Genomic DNA, 18,724 nt, shown 5'->3' with positions numbered 1-18,724 from the left:
ATACAGCTGAGACTGAGGAATAATTTCCTTGGCTTGAGAAGTACTTGACCAAGAAAGTCGAGAAACGGCATCGTATGTCTTATCGTAGTATTCGAGTTTAATATCATACTTTTGACCAGCAACCAGTGCGATCGCGCCACTGTGTTCTGTGGCTGATTGATCGACAAACTTGTTGATGATTTGTTGACCATTTACCCACAGTCGCACACCATCATCAGTAGTGGTGTAGAAATTGTAAGTTTCGCTGTACTTGGCTTCTACCTGACCTGTCCAACGCACTGAGAAGGTATCTGCACCGACGGACGGATCTGGAGAACCATTGCCCCAGTTAAAGTTAACTGTTGCATCTGTGCGAGTTTGCTTCAGGTTGGTGAAGTCGATGTTGTCATAGTACTCTCCTTTGAGTCCGTTGCCATTACCAACTACAGGAGGTACGTTGACATTACTATACAGCTGGGACTGAGGAATAATTTCCTTGGCTTGAGAAGTACTTGACCAAGATAGTTGGGAAACAGCTTCGTATGTCTTATCGTAATATTCGAGTTTAATATCATACTTTTGACCAGCAACCAGTGCGATCGCGCCACTGTGTTCTGTGGCTGATTGATCGACAAACTTGTTGATGATTTGTTGACCATTTACCCACAGTCGCACACCATCATCAGTAGTGGTGTAGAAATTGTAAGTTTCGCTGTACTTGGCTTGCACCTGACCTGTCCAACGCGCTGAGAAGGTATCTACACCGACGGATGGGTCTGGAGAACCATTGCCCCAGTTAAAGTTAACTGTTGCATCTGTGCGAGTTTGCTTCAGGTTGGTGAAGTCGATGTTGTCATAGTACTCTCCTTTGAGTCCGTTGCCATTACCAACTACAGGAGGTACGTTGACATTACTATACAGCTGGGACTGAGGAATAATTTCTTTTGCTTGAGAAGTACTTGACCAAGAAAGTCGAGAAACAGCTTCGTATGTCTTATCGTAATATTCGAGTTTAATATCATACTTTTGACCAGCAACCAGTGCGATCGCGCCACTATGTTCTGTGGCTGATTGATCGACAAACTTGTTGATGATTTGTTGACCATTTACCCACAGTCGCACACCATCATCAGTAGTGGTGTAGAAATTGTAAGTTTCGCTGTACTTGGCTTCTACCTGACCTGTCCAACGCGCTGAGAAGGTATCTGCACCGACGGACGGATCTGGAGAACCATTGCCCCAGTTAAAGTTAACTGTTGCATCTGTGCGAGTTTTCTTCAGGTTGGTGAAGTCGATGTTGTCGTAGTACTCTGCTTTTAGCCCATCTCCCTGAGAGAGGGCGCTAGCACTAGCCCTAGCAGCAATATTGCTGGGTTGTGACTGATTCTCTAAAGCAGATGGTTGAGCAACAATTGTTGGATTTAGAGATGTTGACAGTTGTTGATTCTGTTCATTCATTGAGATATATGCCTCACAATAGAGCTAAAACTAATGCCATGATCAATACTTTTGGATTAGTTTTATGTTTAATGTTTTCAACAAAAAATGCGTAATAATCGTAGCTCAAGTATGTTGATAACCAAATCATTATTTACCTATCAACATATTCTTAATTAAGACTGATACTATTTCGTTCACTTGCTGATGCAAAGCAAGCTATTAATGCATGATACTTTTGTTGTGCTATTTGTATCAACATTAAAGTAGTATGGCGTAATGTTATGCCTTCCTATCTTTTCTCTAAAAAAAATATAAAAAACGTGTATTATATCGAAATGCTAGAGATTAATTTAAAAAAGTATTAGTCCTGATTAATGTTTGTTTTGTTCAGACAAATTTTTGAGTTTAATTTATAGTTTCTTCCTCCAGCAATAATTGCCTTCTGAACTCAACTGACTTTTACTGAGCCTGTGTTACCTTGAGCTTGTCTTTGGTGCAGCCTCTCGTAGAGAAGGATCGAAATTGCGATCGCCCAAGTCCTCCTGCCTTCACTGATAAAAAATCACAAATCACCATTTTCGACAGCTTCTAATTTCTCTGATGTGCAGGTGTATGAAGGTGAGGCAAAACAGCACACATCGGAGTAGATAGATACTTAAGTATCTCTAAGTTGCAATAGTACACATTTCGTTTAGGTACTGTTTTTAGGTTAATCAATTACATATTTGACACTAGATCACGATGTTATGTCTATCTTTTTTGTGTAACTTTGTCTAAATATTCATATTGATATATATATTGTTAAAGGAATATGAAAGTTTTGATGAACTTTAAATAAAGATTGCCAACATACAGGATAATCCCATGTTTTTTCTCCGCATGGATATTAATTATATGAAAATTGTATAAAGAAGCCTTTTGATATTTAAAGATTTGACAAAGTAGGATTTATCTATTCTTTATCTTGACTGTCAATAGGTAAGTATTCATTTAAGGTGGGAAACACAATCAACGAACTTTGGGGGTTTGAGTCCTCAGCAAGATAGGCAGCACGTTTTGTGTCGGGATTAAATCCCCGTTACAAAACATAATTGCGTTAGCGTAGCGGTAGCGAGTCCGCGAGCGTCATTGCGAATTGTTTTAATACGGTTCGGTTAAAGGGAAAGAACTATCCAGCAAATTGCTATGCGGCAACTTCACTGAACGCAAGGACTTATCAGCGTTTGAAACCCTACTCTTTCGTTCATTTACAAAAGTTTTTAATTGACTCCAAGTCGGAAAAATTACAAGTTTGACGTTGCACATTCCCACTTTCCCCTAGACTAGGGGCAGCAACCTTGTTCAAACTGGCTGAGGAAAGTGGATTTTGACTGAGACAAACAATTTAAACTCTACCATCCAGAATGTCTCACGCAGGGAATTGCGAGATTTAGTGCGGACTCAGCTGCAAATGCTCCTGGAAGCAGGAGACTTGCAGGGAGCAAAAGCTATTCTCGTACCTGTGCAGCCTGCGGATATTGCCGAGGCGATTGAGGGTTTACCAGAAGCGATGCACGCTTTGGCTTTTCGCTTGCTTTCTAAGGATGAAGCGATCGAGGTTTATGAATATCTTGACTACAGTGTTCAAGAACGGTTAATCGAGGAACTTAAAAGCCAGGAAGTCCGCGATATTGTCGATCAAATGTCGTCGGATGACCGGGCTAGATTATTTGATGAATTACCAGCAAAAGTCGTTAATCGTCTGCTAGAGCAACTAAGTCCAACGGAACGCCAAGCTACAGCCCAACTATTAGGTTATGAAGCTGATACTGCTGGGCGAATCATGACGCTAGAGTTAATTTCATTGAAAGAAAACTTTACAGTATCTCAAGCTCTAGAGCGAATTCGCAACTTAGCTAATGCCAGTGAGATGATTTATTATCTTTATGTCATGGATGCAGCAAGGCGCTTAACGGGGATTGTATCGTTGCGGGAATTGGTCACATCTCAGCCTGAGCAGATTATTGGCGAAATTATGACCCGTGATGTGATATTTGTCCACACTGATACAGACCAAGAAGAAGTTGCCAGATTAATCCAAAGATATGACTTTCTGGCTGTGCCTGTGGTAGATCGAGAACAGCGTCTAGTAGGTATTGTCACCGTAGATGATGTGATTGATATTTTGCAACAAGAAACCACCGAAGATATCTATGCCTTGGGTGGTGGTGTGCAGTCGGGGGGCGACAACTATTTTCAGATGAATTTACTGGAAATTGCTCGGAAGCGGGTTGTATGGTTATTGGTCTTACTTGTAACCAATACCATTACAGGAACAATTATTAAGTCACAAGAAGACCTTTTAGCGAAAGTGGTGACACTGACAGCATTTATCCCCTTGCTGACTGGGACTGGTGGTAATGTCGGCGCTCAATCTTCCACAGTGGTGATTCGCGGGATGAACACTGATGAGATCCGATCGCTTGGCGCATTGCAGGTAATTGGCCGAGAGGCGATCGCAGGGGCATTATTGGGAGGAATGTTAGGTACGATCGCTACTGTCTGGGCTTATTTTCTGCAAGGACGATTAGAAGTAGCGATCGCAGTCGGCACTAGTTTGGTAGCTATTTCTCTTTTAGCTTCTATCTCCGGTTCAGCACTGCCGTTTCTATTTCGCTACCTCCGTTTAGATCCGGCATTAATGTCAGCACCATTCATCACCACAGCAGTTGATGTAATAGGTGTTTTGATTTACTTCAATTTAGCGCGGGTAATTTTAAAGTTATGAAAAGAGTCATTTGTTATTAGTCATTTGTCATTAGTCATTAGTGAAGAACAAAGTACAAATGACTAATGACTAATTTTTACAATTCTGATGCTGTCTCTGGAGCAACAATTTCGCCAGTACCCAATTCTAATATCAAGTCTTGATCAGTAATCAATCCGCTGAGTTCTTTGACTTGTAAATTCATTTCTTCACAAGCTTGTCTGAGTTCTTGTGCAAATTTGTTGAGGTCTTGACCATAGCCACATTGATAAGCAGCAGTTTCAATTCCTTGCTTGGCATTTGCTCTAGCACAATCTACTAGTTCTGTGCCATACAGTGGTGTAGGAGATGCCATAGACTTAGTTATTACTTCTTAAATGTACACTGCTAGATAGAGTATCAATATTTCAACATTAACTCATCCCTCCAATGGAAGACCATTAGGGTAGAGTCATTGGTCATTAGTCATTAGTCATTGGTCTTTTGTCCAAAGTAAATAACCAATGATTAATACTTCTCTACGAGAGGCCACGCTAACGGCAAGCTCAGTACAAATAACAAATAACAAATGACTAACTTTTTTTTTACTTACCCATTAACAACTTCTCCACCATTGACGTGTAACACTTGTCCAGAGACATAAGAGCCATCATCAGACGCTAAATATACATAGCTAGGAGCAACTTCTTCTGGTTGTCCGGCTCGTTCCATTGGTACTTGTTTACCAAAAGTTTCAACTTTCTCATTAGGAAAAGTTGAGGGAATTAAAGGTGTCCAAATTGGCCCTGGTGCAACAGCATTAACGCGAATTCCTTTTGACACCAAATTTTGTGACAATGAGCGAGTAAAAGCAACGATCGCACCTTTTGTAGAGGAATAATCTAGTAGTTGTGGATTACCTTTATAAGCTGTTACCGATGTAGTATTAATGATAGAACTGCCTGCTTGTAAATGTTTGAGTGCAGCTTTAGTCATGAAAAACATCGAGAATATATTAGTGCGGAAAGTTCGCTCTAGTTGTTTTTCAGTAATTTCCTCGATACTTTCTTTTGGATGTTGTTCGGCGGCGTTGTTGATGAGAATATCGAGTTTTCCAAACTCATCAACTGTTTGCTGGATTGCTTGCTGACAAAAGGTTTCATCACCAATATCACCTGCAATGGTGACTGCACGACGCCCTTGTTTTTCTACCAAATGTTTTGTTTCTTTGGCATCATCGTGTTCATTCAGGTAAAGGATCGCCACATTTGCACCTTCTTTAGCAAATGCGATCGCTACAGCACGACCAATACCACTATCTGCCCCTGTAATTAATGCTACTTTATCTTGTAACTTGCCACTACCCCGATACTGAGCATCATCTGCTTTAGGTTTTGGTGTCATTTCTGATTCAACACCTGGTACTTCTTGTTGCTGTGGTGGTTGTAATTTTTGCTCTTTTTTCTCTTTTTGCTCTTTTGATTTAGCCATAGTTTTTCTCTTGGTAATTGAAGTTTGAATGTAGTTAAGTATTGGGAATTTGGGTTAGGTAACAGGTGAAAGTTAACAGGTGATCGGAAATAATCTGTACTTTATTTTCCATCTTCATCAAAAGCAAACCTTGGATCAAAAATTTAACCCAAGGTTTATTTTCTGCCTTGACTCTCACTTGCCATTTGTAACTTTAGGCTTTCATACCTCGGATGCTTGTCAAAGGTACTTATTGCTGGTAAATTTATGCTGATTAGATTTTTTATCCTCACACCTCACCTGATTACCGAAAACAAGTACACAACGATTACGTGATGAAAAAATTATTATTTTCATCTGCTTTTAAGGTAACTATTATGTAGCTGTAGTTTATCGCCCCATAGAGGTAAAGTAATTTAGAATTTGCTCAATCTTAAGACAGAAAATAATTTAAATAAAATGTACTCAATTAGCTAATATATGATCTCTTGTATCTTAAGAATTGTGCTATTACCGCTATTTTAAAATAAATGTTTCTACCTTCTCATTTTGTAATTGCAAAAATACCTAATTTATGAAGTCAATTTCCGTTAATATTAATATTTATTGAGTTTTATATCTGTATAGCTGCTTTTTTGCAGACTAAATTTATTACAAAAGCACTTGATAAACTAATAGGCCAAAAGTCTGTGTGGTGCGCTACATTGAGATTATTAGAGGGTAGGGGTTATGGCAACACTAAATATTTCTGAGTTAGAGCAAGTTGAAAAGTTTCGCCACTTACAATTAACCCTACGCGATCGCTGGAAAACAAGTGAGCTATTTGACAATAGTGAAGCGGATATTTTAATTATTCCCTCCTTGAGTCTCGACCAACGCGAACTCCAAAAGATCGAAGGCTGTGAGCATTATGAGGAAAGATTACTATTTTCCTTAATTCGGTTGCGGAATCCCCGAACTCGGCTGGTTTATGTAACCTCAGTACCGCTGCATCCTAGTATCATTGATTATTATCTGCAACTGTTGCCAGGAATTCCCTTTTCTCATGCCCGCAATCGCTTGCTGCTACTTTCTACTTACGATTCCTCTCTTAAGCCTCTTAGCCAAAAGATTTTAGAACGCCCCCGCCTGCTAGAACGGATTCATCAATCTTTGAGGCTAGACAAATCATTTATGATCTGCTATAACTCTTCGCACTGGGAAGGCGAATTGTCTTTAAAATTAGGTGTACCACTGTATGCTGCTGCACCAGATTTGCAGATTTGGGGGACAAAAAGTGGCAGTCGGCAAATTTTCGCCGAAAGTGGAGTATCTCACCCAGATGGTAGCGAAAAAGTTTGGAACCACGAAGATTTGGCAGAAGCTACCAGTGATTTGTGGGAACGTCAACCGACATTAAAACGGGTAGTAGTAAAACTCAACGAAGGCATTTCTGGAGAGGGAAATGCATTGGTGGATTTTAGACCGATTGAGAATTTAGCACCAGGAATTGGTACTCATGACCAAAGGGTAGCAGCAATTAGCGATCGCTTCTCAACAATGCGCTTTCAAGCCAAACAAGAAACTTGGGATAATTTTTCGGGAAGAATCCCGGAATTAGGGGCAATTGTTGAAGCATTTGTGGAAGGGGAAATTAAGCGATCGCCCAGTGTCCAAGGACGGATTACACCCACTGGGGAAGTCGAAATTCTTTCAACCCATGACCAAATTCTGGGAGGCCCAGACGGTCAGATTTATCTTGGTTGTAGCTTTCCCGCTGATGAAAGATATCGATTGCAATTACAGCAATTAGGACTGCAAGTTGGCAGAAAATTAGCAGAAAAAGGTACTTTGGAACGATTTGGTGTAGATTTTATCGCCGTTGACAAGGGTAACGGAGAGTGGGATATTCAGGCGATCGAAATTAACCTGCGTAAAGGCGGTACAACTCATCCATTCATGACCCTGAAATTATTAACGAACGGCCGCTATGACCTTTCCACGGGTTTATTTTATAGTCAGCAAGGTCGTCCAAAATACTATATTGCCACTGACAATCTGCAAAAAGAGCGCTATCAGGGATTATTACCTAATGATTTGATGGATATTATCGCTCACCACAGACTGCACTTCGATAGCGGTACTGAGACGGGCACAGTGTTTCATCTGATGGGTTGCCTTTCGCAGTTTGGCAAGTTGGGATTAACCAGCATCGGTGATTCTCCGCAACAAGCACAAGATATTTATAACAGAGTTGTGAAAGTTCTGGATGAAGAAACCCGCAGCGAAAATCGTGATTTCTCGGCGTTTTCAGATTATTCCTTTCCCGTGGTTTGGGATGAACATAGTTGAGGAATGTGGTTTGCAATAAATGTCCAGTTGCTTATTTCATTAATTCCAATCTTTTCACAGGAGATGATTAGCTGATTAGTTCTGAATGCGCTGATCGCTATTAGGTAAACCTTGCTGGTTATTTGGCTCTTTACCAGATTGCGATTGAGTATATATAAAGGTTACTAATGCTAGAGTCAGCCCAATGGCAAAGACCACTCCCAGGATTCGCAAAAAATTGGGAGTAATTCTTGTAGCTAGCTGCCCACTTAGCCTTGGTTGGTAAATAGTGTCATCCGTTGGCACTTGTTGTCTACCTTGACTAGATGCTGGTCGCGGTTGATATAAAGTCACATCTCGCGGCACTTGTTGCCCACTTTGATTAGATCCAGGTCGCGGTTGAAACAATGTCTTATCTGGTGGTACTCGTTGTCCGCTTTGATTAGCCCCAGGTCGCGGTTGGAACAATGTCTTATCTGGTGGTACTCGTTGTCCGCTTTGATTAGCCCCAGGTCGCGGTTGGAACAAAGTCTTATCTGGTGGCACTTGTTGTCCGCCTTGATTAGCCCCAGGTCGCGGTTGAAACAATGTCTTATCTGGTGGTACTTGTTGTCCGCCTTGATTAGACGCAGGTCGTGGTTGATACAGCGTCACATCCGGTTTCTTGGCATTCGGATTATTCACAGGACTCTGTTGATTTTGCTCAACTGGGTTAAATGGTCTGGGAACGGTTTCGTTATTTGAACCTTGGTTGTGTCCAGACTGAAGGGGAGGAATAGTTTCCTCGGATTGGTTTTGCTCAATCGGGTTAAATTGTCTTGGAATGGTTTCGTGATTTGAACCCTGATTATATGCAGATGGAGGACGCAGAATAGTATCGTCGCTCGATTGTCTCGGAACCGTTTCGTGATTTGAACCCTGATTATACGCAGATGGAGGACGCAGAATAGTGTCGTCGTTCGATTGTCTCGGAACGGTTTCGTTATTTGAACCCTGATTATATGCAGATGGAGGACGCAGAATAGTATCGTCGCTCGATTGTCTCGGAATGGTTTCGTTATTTGAACCCTGATTATATGCAGATTGCGATCGCCCACTAATCTGGTCGGGTACACTAGTAGTCCCGGTGGTAAATTTGGCAGCAGCTTGCAAAGCCTGATTCAGTTCTGCTACAGTCGCAAATCGGTTTGCTGGGTTTTTGTGGAGACATTTCATCACCACCGCTTCCAATTGTATGGGTAAATGCTCACATCCTGGTTGCGATCGCAGTGGTTTCGGTGGCTCATAAGCATGAGCTAATACCCAAGAAGCCTCACTGATATGACTACCCTTAATGCTGATTCCAAATGGGTCGGCTGCACTCAGCATTTCATAAAGGATAATCCCTAAGCTGTAAATATCACCTCTAGCATCCAAGTTTTGATCGCTTTGGATCTGTTCAGGAGGTGCGTAACGAAATGTACCGATAAATGTACTAGTTATATTTGTAATATTGGAATTTTCTGAAGATTCACTCCGAATTTTGGCAACACCAAAATCCAAAACCTTGACCCACTCTCCCAAATCTGTAGGTACTAGAAATATATTATCTGGCTTCAGGTCGCGGTGAATTACCTGAATATGTTCAGTGGTTTTGCCACCATCCCGTTGCAGAGTCACTCCCTGATGGGCAAGCTGTAAACCCTTGCAAACTTGCGCCATAATCTTCACCGTCCGCTCAACAGATAACCGCTTTTCGCGCAGCAATAATTGCCTGAGCGTTTGTCCCCGCAAATATTCCATTACATAAAATGGAAAACCTTCTGGGGTAACTCCACAGTCACTAATCTTAACAATGTGGTCACTTTGCAAAGCAGCACAAACAGCCACTTCACGCTCAAAACGCTTTCTCATTTCTAGTGATGCCACCAGCGTATCTTTGAGCAACTTCAACGCTACCTGTTGACCAACACGGGTATCCGTTGCTAGGAAGACTTCTCCCATGCCACCCCCGCCTAACCGTCTGTCTAAACGGTATCGCTGGTTATCACCTACAAAGCGACCATTCCAAGAATTTGAAGAAGGTGGGGATTTCATCTGGGGGAACCCATCCTAGTTACTTTAAAGTGTTAGCTTTAGTCCGAGATAATACTAGTATTACAAATATGATTGCTTGCTTCGTAACCTAGATAAATATTAGTAATATATGCTACCAGCATTTTTCTAACTATACCCAGCTTAACATAAAAGTAATGCTAGCAATTTGATAAAATGTTTAAAATTAAGACCTATGACAGTTGAAATTTGTTCCTAATGTTAAGTTAATGCAAAGTTGACGCAGGTAATAGCTTCAGTAGTGCTGAGTCTTGAGTGCTGAGTAACCAAGAGAGGGAAACGGCAAAGCGCAAACTACGAACCTAGCAAGTCAAACTTGACAGATGAGTAATTTATGCTAGCAAGATGAGCTTAAATTACACTGCTAATTTTGACCAGTGAATCAGGAGGCAAGATGGAAAGCAACACCAGCGCATGGTGGATATATGCATTATTTTCGGCTGGCTTTGCAGCATTGACAACTATCTTTGCCAAAATTGGCATAGAAAATGTGAATCCTAATTTAGCAACAGCAATCCGAACTGTTGTCATCTTAGTAGTTGCTTGGGGGATTGTACTTTTTCAGGGAAATGTAGTTAATATCTTAGCTATACCCCAAAAAACCATGATTTTCTTATTATTATCTGGACTATCTACAGGGTTATCATGGATTTTTTACTTCCAAGCCTTACAAGCCGGAAAAGCCTCTCTTGTCGCACCAATTGATAAATCAAGCTTGGTATTAGTTTTATTATTTTCAGTCATTTTTTTGGGAGAATCCTTAAGCTGGAAGATTATTTTAGGAGCTGGGTTAATATTCATAGGTACTTTAGTTTTAATCATTTAAAGTCTTAACTAAGCTCGACTTTATCCCAAATTCAGAACTTGGTTCTCTGGACACGGCAAAAACTTTTTCTATAGGAATCCGCTTTGATTTCTGAACTGATTTGCGTAGGCAGGGAATAGGCAATAGGCAATCTTGCTACAGGAAAGAAGGCTTCTTAGTTGTACTGAGTTTTTTCAGAAATCAAATATGAGTCCTATAGACTGCATGAAGTTTAACGAAAAATTAAGTTAGGGGATTTTGCCCCTTGCCAAGCCTTGTTAATTGAGATGCTAAGTGCATTTATGCAGTGCTGTACTAATAGTTGCCAATATGCTTTTCTATACCCTGCGGATAGTCTCCGCTACAGAATATTTAAAGTTTTGCAAAATATATTCTGTCAATGTGCTCTGGCGTACATGATTAATATGTGCTATTGCCATGAGGAATAAGGATGAGTAATGTGCTCTCTATAGCCGCAGTGACAGCAGTACTTAAAGTCTTGCTGGAAAATGGTTTAGTCAGCGATCCGATCGCTGCTAGTGTTGGTGATGTGATTGTAACTGCCTTACCGCCTGATCGAATTTCAGTTGAAGCTGACGAGCGTGCCCAAATCAACCTCTTTCTCTATCAAGTGACGCAGAATCGCAATGTCGATTGGGTATCTCAAGAATTTCGGAGTAGGCATTCGCGTATTAATGGAAACCCGCGCTCTCCAACTCCACCACTAGCTCTTGACCTCCACTACTTGCTAACAGCCTACGGAGCCAAAGATTTTCAGGCGGAGCTATTACTGGGATACGCAATGCAATTATTACATAAAACACCAGCTATCACATCAGATATTATTGAGAATACTTTAATAAATGCATCTACAACCAATACCTCAAGTGCTTTTTCGCAAGCTGTAGCAACTGTGTCCGTATCCGATTTAGCTGAACAAATTGGGCAGATAAAATTGACTCCAGAGTTTTTTAATATGGAAGAAACTTCTAAGTTATGGTCTGCTTTACAAACGCACTATCGACCTTCAGCTACCTATCTGGCATCAATGGTATTGATTGAAAGTAGCAATGATAAGTCTGAAGGTTTCTCCATGATGCCTTTGTCTCAACCGAGTATAGAGCAAGTTATAGCTCCGGCAAAGACTGATCAAATGATTGTTGCAGGTACTACATTAGTAATTCGTGGTAAACGGTTACGCGGTGAAATCACACGAGTTCGTTTGGGTAATACGGAGACATTACTAGTACCTCAAGAAGTAAAAGAAACGCAAATCAGTTTGTTAGTCCCGCCAGATTTATACGCAAGCGTACAGGGTATCCAAGTTGTCCATCTGACAATGGGTAATGCAGGGCAAACAAATCATCTAGTTGAATCAAACGTTGCGGCTTTTGTTCTCCATCCAACAATTACAGCATTTGTCGCTCAAGTGGAAAATAGCGGCGACAATTTACGCACAGCAGAAATTACTGTTAAATTCCAACCTAAAGTAGGTAAGGCACAGCGGGTAGTTTTACTACTCAATGAGGTATCAGGTGATAGTCCGGTAACTTACTCTTTTTTGGTTGCACCACGCACTGAAGATACTGATGTAGTTACGATTACTGTTAAAAACGTGAAGCCAGGAACTTATATTGTCCGGGTGCACGTAGATGGAGCGGAAAGTCCACTGTTCAAGAATCAGTCTGGAGCTTATGATTCGCCACAGGTGACAATTTTATGAATCCGACAACAATTAATTGCAATTGGGATGAAGCAAACTACTGCTACTTATCAGCAGCCCTAGCCGTGGTGCGTGGTATTTTAGAAAATCACACGGCAAAAGAGCAAAATCAACCAGAGGAGGAAAAGCAAGCTAATTTACAGCAAGCGTTACAGAAAGCTGCTGCTGCTATGCCTGCACCATCGACATTGGAGAGAATATGCAAAATGTTTAGCCTCTCATCCTTTGAACGTGATTTATTGCTGTTGTGTGCAGGTATGGAGTTGAATGGAGATTTTGCGAAACTGTGTGGTACAATGCATGGGGATTTGCAACGAGCTTACCCAACCTTAAGTTTAGCTCTGGCAACTTTACCGAACGTCCATTGGGATGCGATCGCTCCAAATGCTCCCTTACGTCATTGGCGATTGATTCAGATTGGTGATGGTCATGCCCTGACCCTCAGTCCCTTAAGAATTGACGAGCGGATTTTACATTATCTCACGGGCATTCAATATCTTGACGAACGCTTGGCTGGCATCATTGAGCCATTACAAGAGATTAGTGATTTAGTACCCTCCCACCAAGATTTAGCAGAGCGAATAGCGGCAGTTTGGTCACAAGCTTACAAGGTTAAAAGCTTGCCAGTTGTTCAGTTATGTAGTAAAGAAACTACTAGTAAACGTGCGATCGCAGCTAAAATTTGTCAACTCCAAGGTTTAAACCTGTGGGTAATGCCTGCACAAGTCATTCCATTAGTACCTAGCGAGTTGGATAATCTCATCCGCCTGTGGACTCGTGAGACGATTTTAAGTAAGTCCGCTTTACTCATAGATTGCAACGAACTGGATACCAATGATACAGCGCGGCTAAATGCGATCGCTCGTTTTATCGAACGCACAAAGGGCTTTTTAATCGTTACTAGTCGGGAACGCATCGGCTTATCACAACGCCTAGTAGTTAATTTTGACGTATATCAACCAACTAGCAAAGAACAAGGTGCTGTTTGGCAAGATGCACTAAGTACCATCGCACCGCAAATGAACGGGCAAGTTAAAACCCTAGTGGATCAGTTTAACCTAAGTACTGCAACCATCCACGCAGCTTGTGCAGAAGCCGCAGGACAGTTAGCACAAACACCAGACAACGATAATATCAGCGATATTTTATGGGATGCTTGCCGTGTGCAAGCACGTCCGCGCTTAGATGAACTCGCCCAACGGATTGAGCCATCGGGTGATTGGGAGGACTTGGTATTACCAGAGGCGCAGAAACAAATTCTTCGGGAAATTGCGGCTCATGTCCGCCAACGTAGTACTGTATATAACAATTGGGGTTTTAGTGCCAAAAGTGCTAGGGGATTGGGAATCAGCGCTCTATTTGCAGGTGCTAGCGGCACTGGTAAAACATTGGGAGCAGAAGTACTGGCCCATAAATTGCGCCTCGACCTTTATCGCATTGACCTATCATCGGTAGTCAGCAAATATATTGGCGAGACAGAGAAGAATCTGCGCCGGGTGTTTGATGCAGCAGAACAAGGTGGAGTGATTTTGTTATTTGATGAAGCTGACGCTTTATTTGGTAAACGGAGTGAAGTTAAAGATGCCCGCGATCGCTATGCCAATATTGAAGTTAGCTACCTATTGCAACGCATGGAAAGCTACCCAGGTTTAGCAGTCCTAACTACCAACCTGAAGAGTTCAATTGATACAGCCTTTCTGCGGCGGATTCGCTTTGTAGTGCAATTCCCCTTCCCAGATACAACGCAACGAGCGGAAATTTGGCGACGCGTCTTTCCAGCCGAAACCCCAACCGCAGACTTAGATGCTCTGCAACTAGCACGGCTCAATGTCGCTGGGGGTAATATCCGTAATATAGCCTTAAATGCCGCTTTTTTGGCAGCCGATGCTGGGGAACCAGTGCAAATGAAACACGTATTGCGGGCGGCTCAAACAGAATATAGTAAGTTGGAGAAACCCTTGACTGATGCGGAAGTTGGAGGATGGATGTGATTTGGCAATTTTGACCTTATACCAATTTGAAAAATGATTGCGACAGATGGATTCACACCAAGCCAGACGCACCAAGGCAATTCCAAATCCAAAATCTAAAATCCAAAATCTAAAATAGTATTACTCTGGTAATTCACCAAATCTTTCCCGATAGCGAGCAAGCATGGACTCCATTTGGGCAAGTTGCTGTTCAGCTTGTTGACGCTGTTGCTGTTCTTGGTGTGCTACTTCTTCTGGTGTGGGCGTCAGTTGTCCATCGGGAGTGAAAAAGCGCAACTTCGATTGATAAACTCCCAAATATAACTGCAATTGCTGACTCCATAACCAACCTGCTTCATTTGCTTGCAGTTCTTGATAACGACCATCTAATAAATGAAATCCCTTAAATTCTAAACTTACCGGGTCAAACCAAAAATAATCAGGAGTCCGCCAAATATCTTGATAGATTTCCTTTTTCAACCCTCTATCAGTAGCAGCTGTTTTGTCAGAAAGAATCTCTACAATCACATTTGGGTATTTGCCATCTTCTTCCCAAACTACCCAGCTTTTGCGTATTTTGCGTTGGGTATTTAAAACTACAAAGAAGTCGGGGCCTCTAAATTGCTCAGACTTGCGTTGACGCGGACTGTAATAAATCGTCATGTTACCGCAAGCGTAAAAATCTTGACGCTCCTGCCACAACCATTCCAAACACTGAATCAACAGCAGTATTTGCCGCAAGTGAAGTTCTGTTTCCAAAGGTGGTTCATCACTGTATAAATCACCAGGAGGAAATATAACATCTTCTGGTGTGTCTTCTAAAATTATTCCTAAATCTTGAGCAGAAGACATAATAATTTTTATTTTGACAAGATAAATCTAACTTAACCCAATTCATTCACCGCTTTCTATGATTATAAGTCTTGCTTACACAGAGCCACTGCTGGCAAAGAATAATTTCTACTTAAGTAGATAGCGATCGCCACGAAACAAACTGTATAATTTGATCCAAAAATGTGCTTGAGGATGTGAGATGAGCGATGTCAACGACGGGCTACGCCTACGCATATTTGGGCCCAAGAAAGCAGGTACATCCACTTTTTCAAATCCATCGCTTCTCTCACCAACATCTCCAACGCTGGCAAATCCAACACGCGGTTTTGGCATCACAAATAATTTCCCAATCCAAACTGCAACTGAGGTATCAAAGGACTTTCATGAAGTGCAGTCTACTGGTGAGCAATCCTTGGAACCAGAAGCTATTTCAGAAAAGCCCCTTAGTCATGACATTAGTCGAATATCGCTGTTTCATCCACAGGCAAAACATCAACTAGGAAATACTGATCAGCCGGAAACAAATTGGGTAGCTAGTCGGGGAGGAGAAATTATCCCAGAAATTTTGCAGCGCCAAAGTGTTGCTTGTGAGGACGGAAATGTTTCGGTAATCCAACGAGACGAAAGCACCAGTTTACCACCTGTTCCCAACTACCAACTGACTCCCCCTTCATTACTGCAACCTCCCGACCCTACCTCACGTTATAAACTGGGTATGGATATGCATTTGCAACTCGATCCCCAGTTTCAAGCGATGATCATGCAGCATGTCCAGCAGCAGTTGAATCCGGCAACAATTCGACCTTTCCTAAATCAGATAAATTTAGGAGTCTTACCTACTCCGGGGGCTGGTAGTCCTAGCACACCCAACCCATTTGCCGCCCCAACCGTACCTGCGGCTTCTCCAACCGTACCTGCGGGTGCGGGGCCAGACACTTCCCGAACTGCAACCGCAGGGGATTTGGTACAAGCAATTATGGCTGTTCCTGCGATCGATGGTGCTTTGACTTCGTTGCAAACACAAGCAAGCGATCGCATTCAGCAAGACTGGCGACGCTTAAGCACAGGAGAGCAGATTGGTGTCGTTAGCACTACAGCCTTAATTGGAGTTGGAGCGCTAGCAGGCGTTCTTTCCGATCCAACCGCTCGACGGTTTGCACTCGATCAACTCAATGGACGGACGTTACCCGTACCTGGATTGAACTGGTTGCGCTTGGAAATTAACACAGGTGGCGACAACCTGATGTTAGGAATGCATGTAGATGTCGGACGATTGTTACCTCCCAGCTTAGGTTTTGGTGCGTCTTCTCCTACTGCGATCGGTGGCCCACCTCAACCAGAACCCGGTGTTCTTGGTCAGCGATGATTCAAGTAGTTGCAAATATTATAGAAGCGGGTTCTGGGTAGAGAAGCAATAAAAGCTAATAAACCAAGGATTTTTGAGAAGTTAGATTCAGGTGTGAAATAGGATAATTTATACTAAAGTCCATAAGGATTTGATGCAGACAAATTGTATCCTATGTGTTAGCGGTATATGGAGGAAAGTTGAGATGAGCAATGTCCAAAGACAAGCCGCTTTGCGTCCAGGTAACCTTGGGCGTGAGAAAGCAAATACATCCACTTTTCTGAATCCATCCCTTACCTCACCAAGTATTCCGACACTGGCGAACCCGATACGCGGCTTTGGTCTACAAAGAGTAACAGAGGCATCACCAGACCTTCAAGAGGCGCATTCTGTTGATGGGCAACTAGTAGAACCAGAAGCTATCAAACAATCACCCCTAAGTCATGACATTAGTCGCATGTCATTGCGTCCACAAAAAGCCTTGAACAAAGGCGTAGTGAATAGACCAGAAAATGCAGTCATCCAGGGAAGTGGTATAAAAAATGCCTCCTATGGAGTCGATGTTGTGTCTCCTAGTGGTGGACAAAATCTTCCAGAGCCTTTGCTGGCAAAGATGCAAACGGCATTCAGTACAGATTTATCAGATGTAAAAGTTCATACAGACGGTCAAGCCGAAAAGTTAGGATCTCAAGCTTTCGCATCTGGTAATAATTTACATTTTGCTCAGGGCAAATACGACCCGGAAAGCCAGTCTGGTCAAGCTTTAATTGGACATGAATTAACTCATGTAGTGCAACAGCGACAAGGGCGGGTCAACATACCACAACTGTCTGGAGAAGGGAATTCTATAGTTGTGCAAGACCAGGCTTTAGAAGCAGAAGCCGATATGCTAGGTAATCAGGCGGCAGCTAGCTCTGAGGTAGACAGCAAGCAGTCCATTCAAGCCCAGAAAATAGACGGAACTGTAAGCAACGCAGTCCAGCAAAAGCCAATTGTACAAAATGCTTTACCAGTGATAGGTGCAATAACTGCTTGGGGTGGTACTCTTGCAACTGAATCAGCAGCAGCAGCAGCAACCGTAACAGCAGCAACAATTCAAGGTCTTCAAGCCGCAGCACAAGTAGGAGGTGCACTTGCTCCTGGACAAAGCGGTGTCCAAAGCGTTCAACTAGATAATGGATATATGTCACCTGTAGATAAACAAAAGCTACAGTTGATTACTCAGTATCGTCTGATTAATGCCTACGTGAGTCACTGGAAACGACAACATCCTGATGTACCCTTAGCTCCACCGACTCAGGGAACAGCCCCAACGCCAGCGCCAACCCCAGCCACTCCAACACCAACCCCAGCAACTCCAGCCCCAACCCCAACAACTCCAGCACCAGCTGCTCCCGATTCACCTAATCAATCTGGTGGCACTTTGGATTTAGCCATTTTAGAAGCTGTAAAGGCAGAAGTTCAGTTGCAGGTTGAAACACTACTCAATACAAACCAAAAAACACTAACCAACGTAGAGTATATCTGGTCAGACAGTGGAGATCACACCGCAGATTCAATCGGTACTGTTGGAGCAGTTGAGTTTAGTAATCTGAGAGGAACTTTTATTAAGGAAACTCTGCAATTAAGTAGTGATGCGGCTCAAATCCCGAACTTAGATCCACCGAGCCGGGGACAAGAGATGGATGTGAGACAATTCCGAGGTGGAAGTATGCGCCGGGGTTCTTCAATGTCAATTGGCTATGGTGATTCACTATCGATCAATTTGACAGGTAGCGGCCCGACAATTGACCATGCAGGCAACAATGGACATGGAGAACACACTTACTCTACTGACTGGAATTGGGATGGCAATACGACACAAGGAGATTTTCCTCTGTATATTCAACCCGATGGAAAACCTACATTTGCTAGTCCAAAATGGAGAGGTGAACCAGATGATAATTCCTACTTTTAGGCTTAATTTTCCCACCAGAAAATTTCCTAATACAAATAGTGAATCGTCGATCGCGATCGCAGCACTTTACAC

Annotated in this window: 12 protein-coding genes; 7 read left to right on the top strand and 5 right to left on the bottom strand. The window is 42.4% G+C overall.

Going from position 1 to position 18,724, the window contains the following annotated elements; translation table 11 throughout:
- A partial coding sequence (locus RRG12_RS20835; protein ID WP_420760577.1) for a PA14 domain-containing protein occupies positions 1 to 1,437 on the bottom strand: 1,437 nt, incomplete at its 3' end.
- A 1,348-nt stretch (positions 1,438 to 2,785) separates the two neighbouring features.
- Here RRG12_RS20835 and mgtE point away from each other — a divergent pair.
- Positions 2,786 to 4,186 (top strand): magnesium transporter, encoded by a 1,401-nt coding sequence (mgtE, locus tag RRG12_RS20830; RefSeq protein ID WP_069074583.1) that lies wholly within the window; start codon positions 2,786 to 2,788, stop codon positions 4,184 to 4,186.
- A gap of 76 nt (positions 4,187 to 4,262) precedes the next feature.
- Here mgtE and RRG12_RS20825 read toward each other — a convergent pair whose 3' ends face one another.
- Together RRG12_RS20825 and RRG12_RS20820 are read right to left on the bottom strand one after the other, a co-directional pair.
- Positions 4,263 to 4,520 (bottom strand): hypothetical protein, encoded by a 258-nt coding sequence (locus RRG12_RS20825; protein WP_069074584.1) that lies wholly within the window; start codon positions 4,518 to 4,520, stop codon positions 4,263 to 4,265.
- Positions 4,521 to 4,753: 233 nt separating this feature from the next.
- Positions 4,754 to 5,635 (bottom strand): SDR family oxidoreductase, encoded by an 882-nt coding sequence (locus RRG12_RS20820; protein ID WP_420760576.1) that lies wholly within the window; start codon positions 5,633 to 5,635, stop codon positions 4,754 to 4,756.
- Positions 5,636 to 6,343: 708 nt separating this feature from the next.
- Between RRG12_RS20820 and RRG12_RS20815 the strand changes: the two genes are divergently transcribed.
- A complete protein-coding gene (locus RRG12_RS20815; protein ID WP_420760575.1) occupies positions 6,344 to 7,945 on the top strand; it encodes a peptide ligase PGM1-related protein in 1,602 nt (533 codons plus the stop codon).
- A 75-nt stretch (positions 7,946 to 8,020) separates the two neighbouring features.
- Here the strand turns inward: RRG12_RS20815 and RRG12_RS20810 are convergent, their stop codons facing one another.
- A complete protein-coding gene (locus RRG12_RS20810; RefSeq protein WP_420760574.1) occupies positions 8,021 to 10,000 on the bottom strand; it encodes a protein kinase domain-containing protein in 1,980 nt (659 codons plus the stop codon).
- A gap of 412 nt (positions 10,001 to 10,412) precedes the next feature.
- On the opposite strand from RRG12_RS20810, the gene RRG12_RS20805 reads away from it, so the two are divergent.
- From RRG12_RS20805 to RRG12_RS20795, 3 genes are all read left to right on the top strand, one after another.
- Positions 10,413 to 10,844, top strand: a complete 432-nt coding sequence (locus RRG12_RS20805; protein WP_420760573.1) for an EamA family transporter — start codon at positions 10,413 to 10,415, stop codon at positions 10,842 to 10,844.
- Between the two features lie 430 nt (positions 10,845 to 11,274).
- Positions 11,275 to 12,546 carry a DUF4255 domain-containing protein gene (locus tag RRG12_RS20800; RefSeq protein WP_420760572.1) on the top strand — a complete coding sequence of 424 codons (1,272 nt, stop codon included), beginning with the start codon at positions 11,275 to 11,277 and terminating at the stop codon, positions 12,544 to 12,546.
- Positions 12,543 to 14,537, top strand: a complete 1,995-nt coding sequence (locus RRG12_RS20795; protein ID WP_420760571.1) for an ATP-binding protein — start codon at positions 12,543 to 12,545, stop codon at positions 14,535 to 14,537. The genes RRG12_RS20800 and RRG12_RS20795 overlap by 4 nt, the downstream gene beginning before the upstream one ends.
- 120 nt (positions 14,538 to 14,657) lie before the next feature.
- On the opposite strand, the gene RRG12_RS20790 is transcribed toward RRG12_RS20795, so the two are convergent.
- Positions 14,658 to 15,368, bottom strand: coding sequence for a Uma2 family endonuclease (locus RRG12_RS20790; protein ID WP_334981622.1), 711 nt, complete (start codon positions 15,366 to 15,368; stop codon positions 14,658 to 14,660).
- Between the two features lie 181 nt (positions 15,369 to 15,549).
- Between RRG12_RS20790 and RRG12_RS20785 the strand changes: the two genes are divergently transcribed.
- Both RRG12_RS20785 and RRG12_RS20780 read left to right on the top strand, forming a co-directional pair.
- A complete protein-coding gene (locus RRG12_RS20785) occupies positions 15,550 to 16,716 on the top strand; it encodes a hypothetical protein (RefSeq protein WP_420760570.1) in 1,167 nt (388 codons plus the stop codon).
- A 184-nt stretch (positions 16,717 to 16,900) separates the two neighbouring features.
- The gene (locus tag RRG12_RS20780; protein ID WP_420760569.1) at positions 16,901 to 18,652 is read left to right on the top strand and encodes a DUF4157 domain-containing protein; all 1,752 of its coding nucleotides are present in this window, start codon (positions 16,901 to 16,903) and stop codon (positions 18,650 to 18,652) included.
- Positions 18,653 to 18,724: the final 72 nt, after the last annotated feature.

This window comes from Nostoc sp. CALU 546 (genome assembly GCF_048836525.1).
Note: the sequence above shows the minus strand (reverse complement) of the source record. Positions and strands in the feature narration are given on the sequence as shown.

Coding starts and splice junctions, on each gene's coding strand:
- RRG12_RS20825 (WP_069074584.1), bottom strand. CDS start 4,520: ATGGCATCTCCTACACCACTGTATGGCACAGAACTAGTAGATTGTGCT.
- RRG12_RS20820 (WP_420760576.1), bottom strand. CDS start 5,635: ATGGCTAAATCAAAAGAGCAAAAAGAGAAAAAAGAGCAAAAATTACAA.
- RRG12_RS20815 (WP_420760575.1), top strand. CDS start 6,344: ATGGCAACACTAAATATTTCTGAGTTAGAGCAAGTTGAAAAGTTTCGC.
- RRG12_RS20810 (WP_420760574.1), bottom strand. CDS start 10,000: ATGAAATCCCCACCTTCTTCAAATTCTTGGAATGGTCGCTTTGTAGGT.
- RRG12_RS20805 (WP_420760573.1), top strand. CDS start 10,413: ATGGAAAGCAACACCAGCGCATGGTGGATATATGCATTATTTTCGGCT.
- RRG12_RS20800 (WP_420760572.1), top strand. CDS start 11,275: ATGAGTAATGTGCTCTCTATAGCCGCAGTGACAGCAGTACTTAAAGTC.
- RRG12_RS20795 (WP_420760571.1), top strand. CDS start 12,543: ATGAATCCGACAACAATTAATTGCAATTGGGATGAAGCAAACTACTGC.
- RRG12_RS20790 (WP_334981622.1), bottom strand. CDS start 15,368: ATGTCTTCTGCTCAAGATTTAGGAATAATTTTAGAAGACACACCAGAA.
- RRG12_RS20785 (WP_420760570.1), top strand. CDS start 15,550: ATGAGCGATGTCAACGACGGGCTACGCCTACGCATATTTGGGCCCAAG.
- RRG12_RS20780 (WP_420760569.1), top strand. CDS start 16,901: ATGAGCAATGTCCAAAGACAAGCCGCTTTGCGTCCAGGTAACCTTGGG.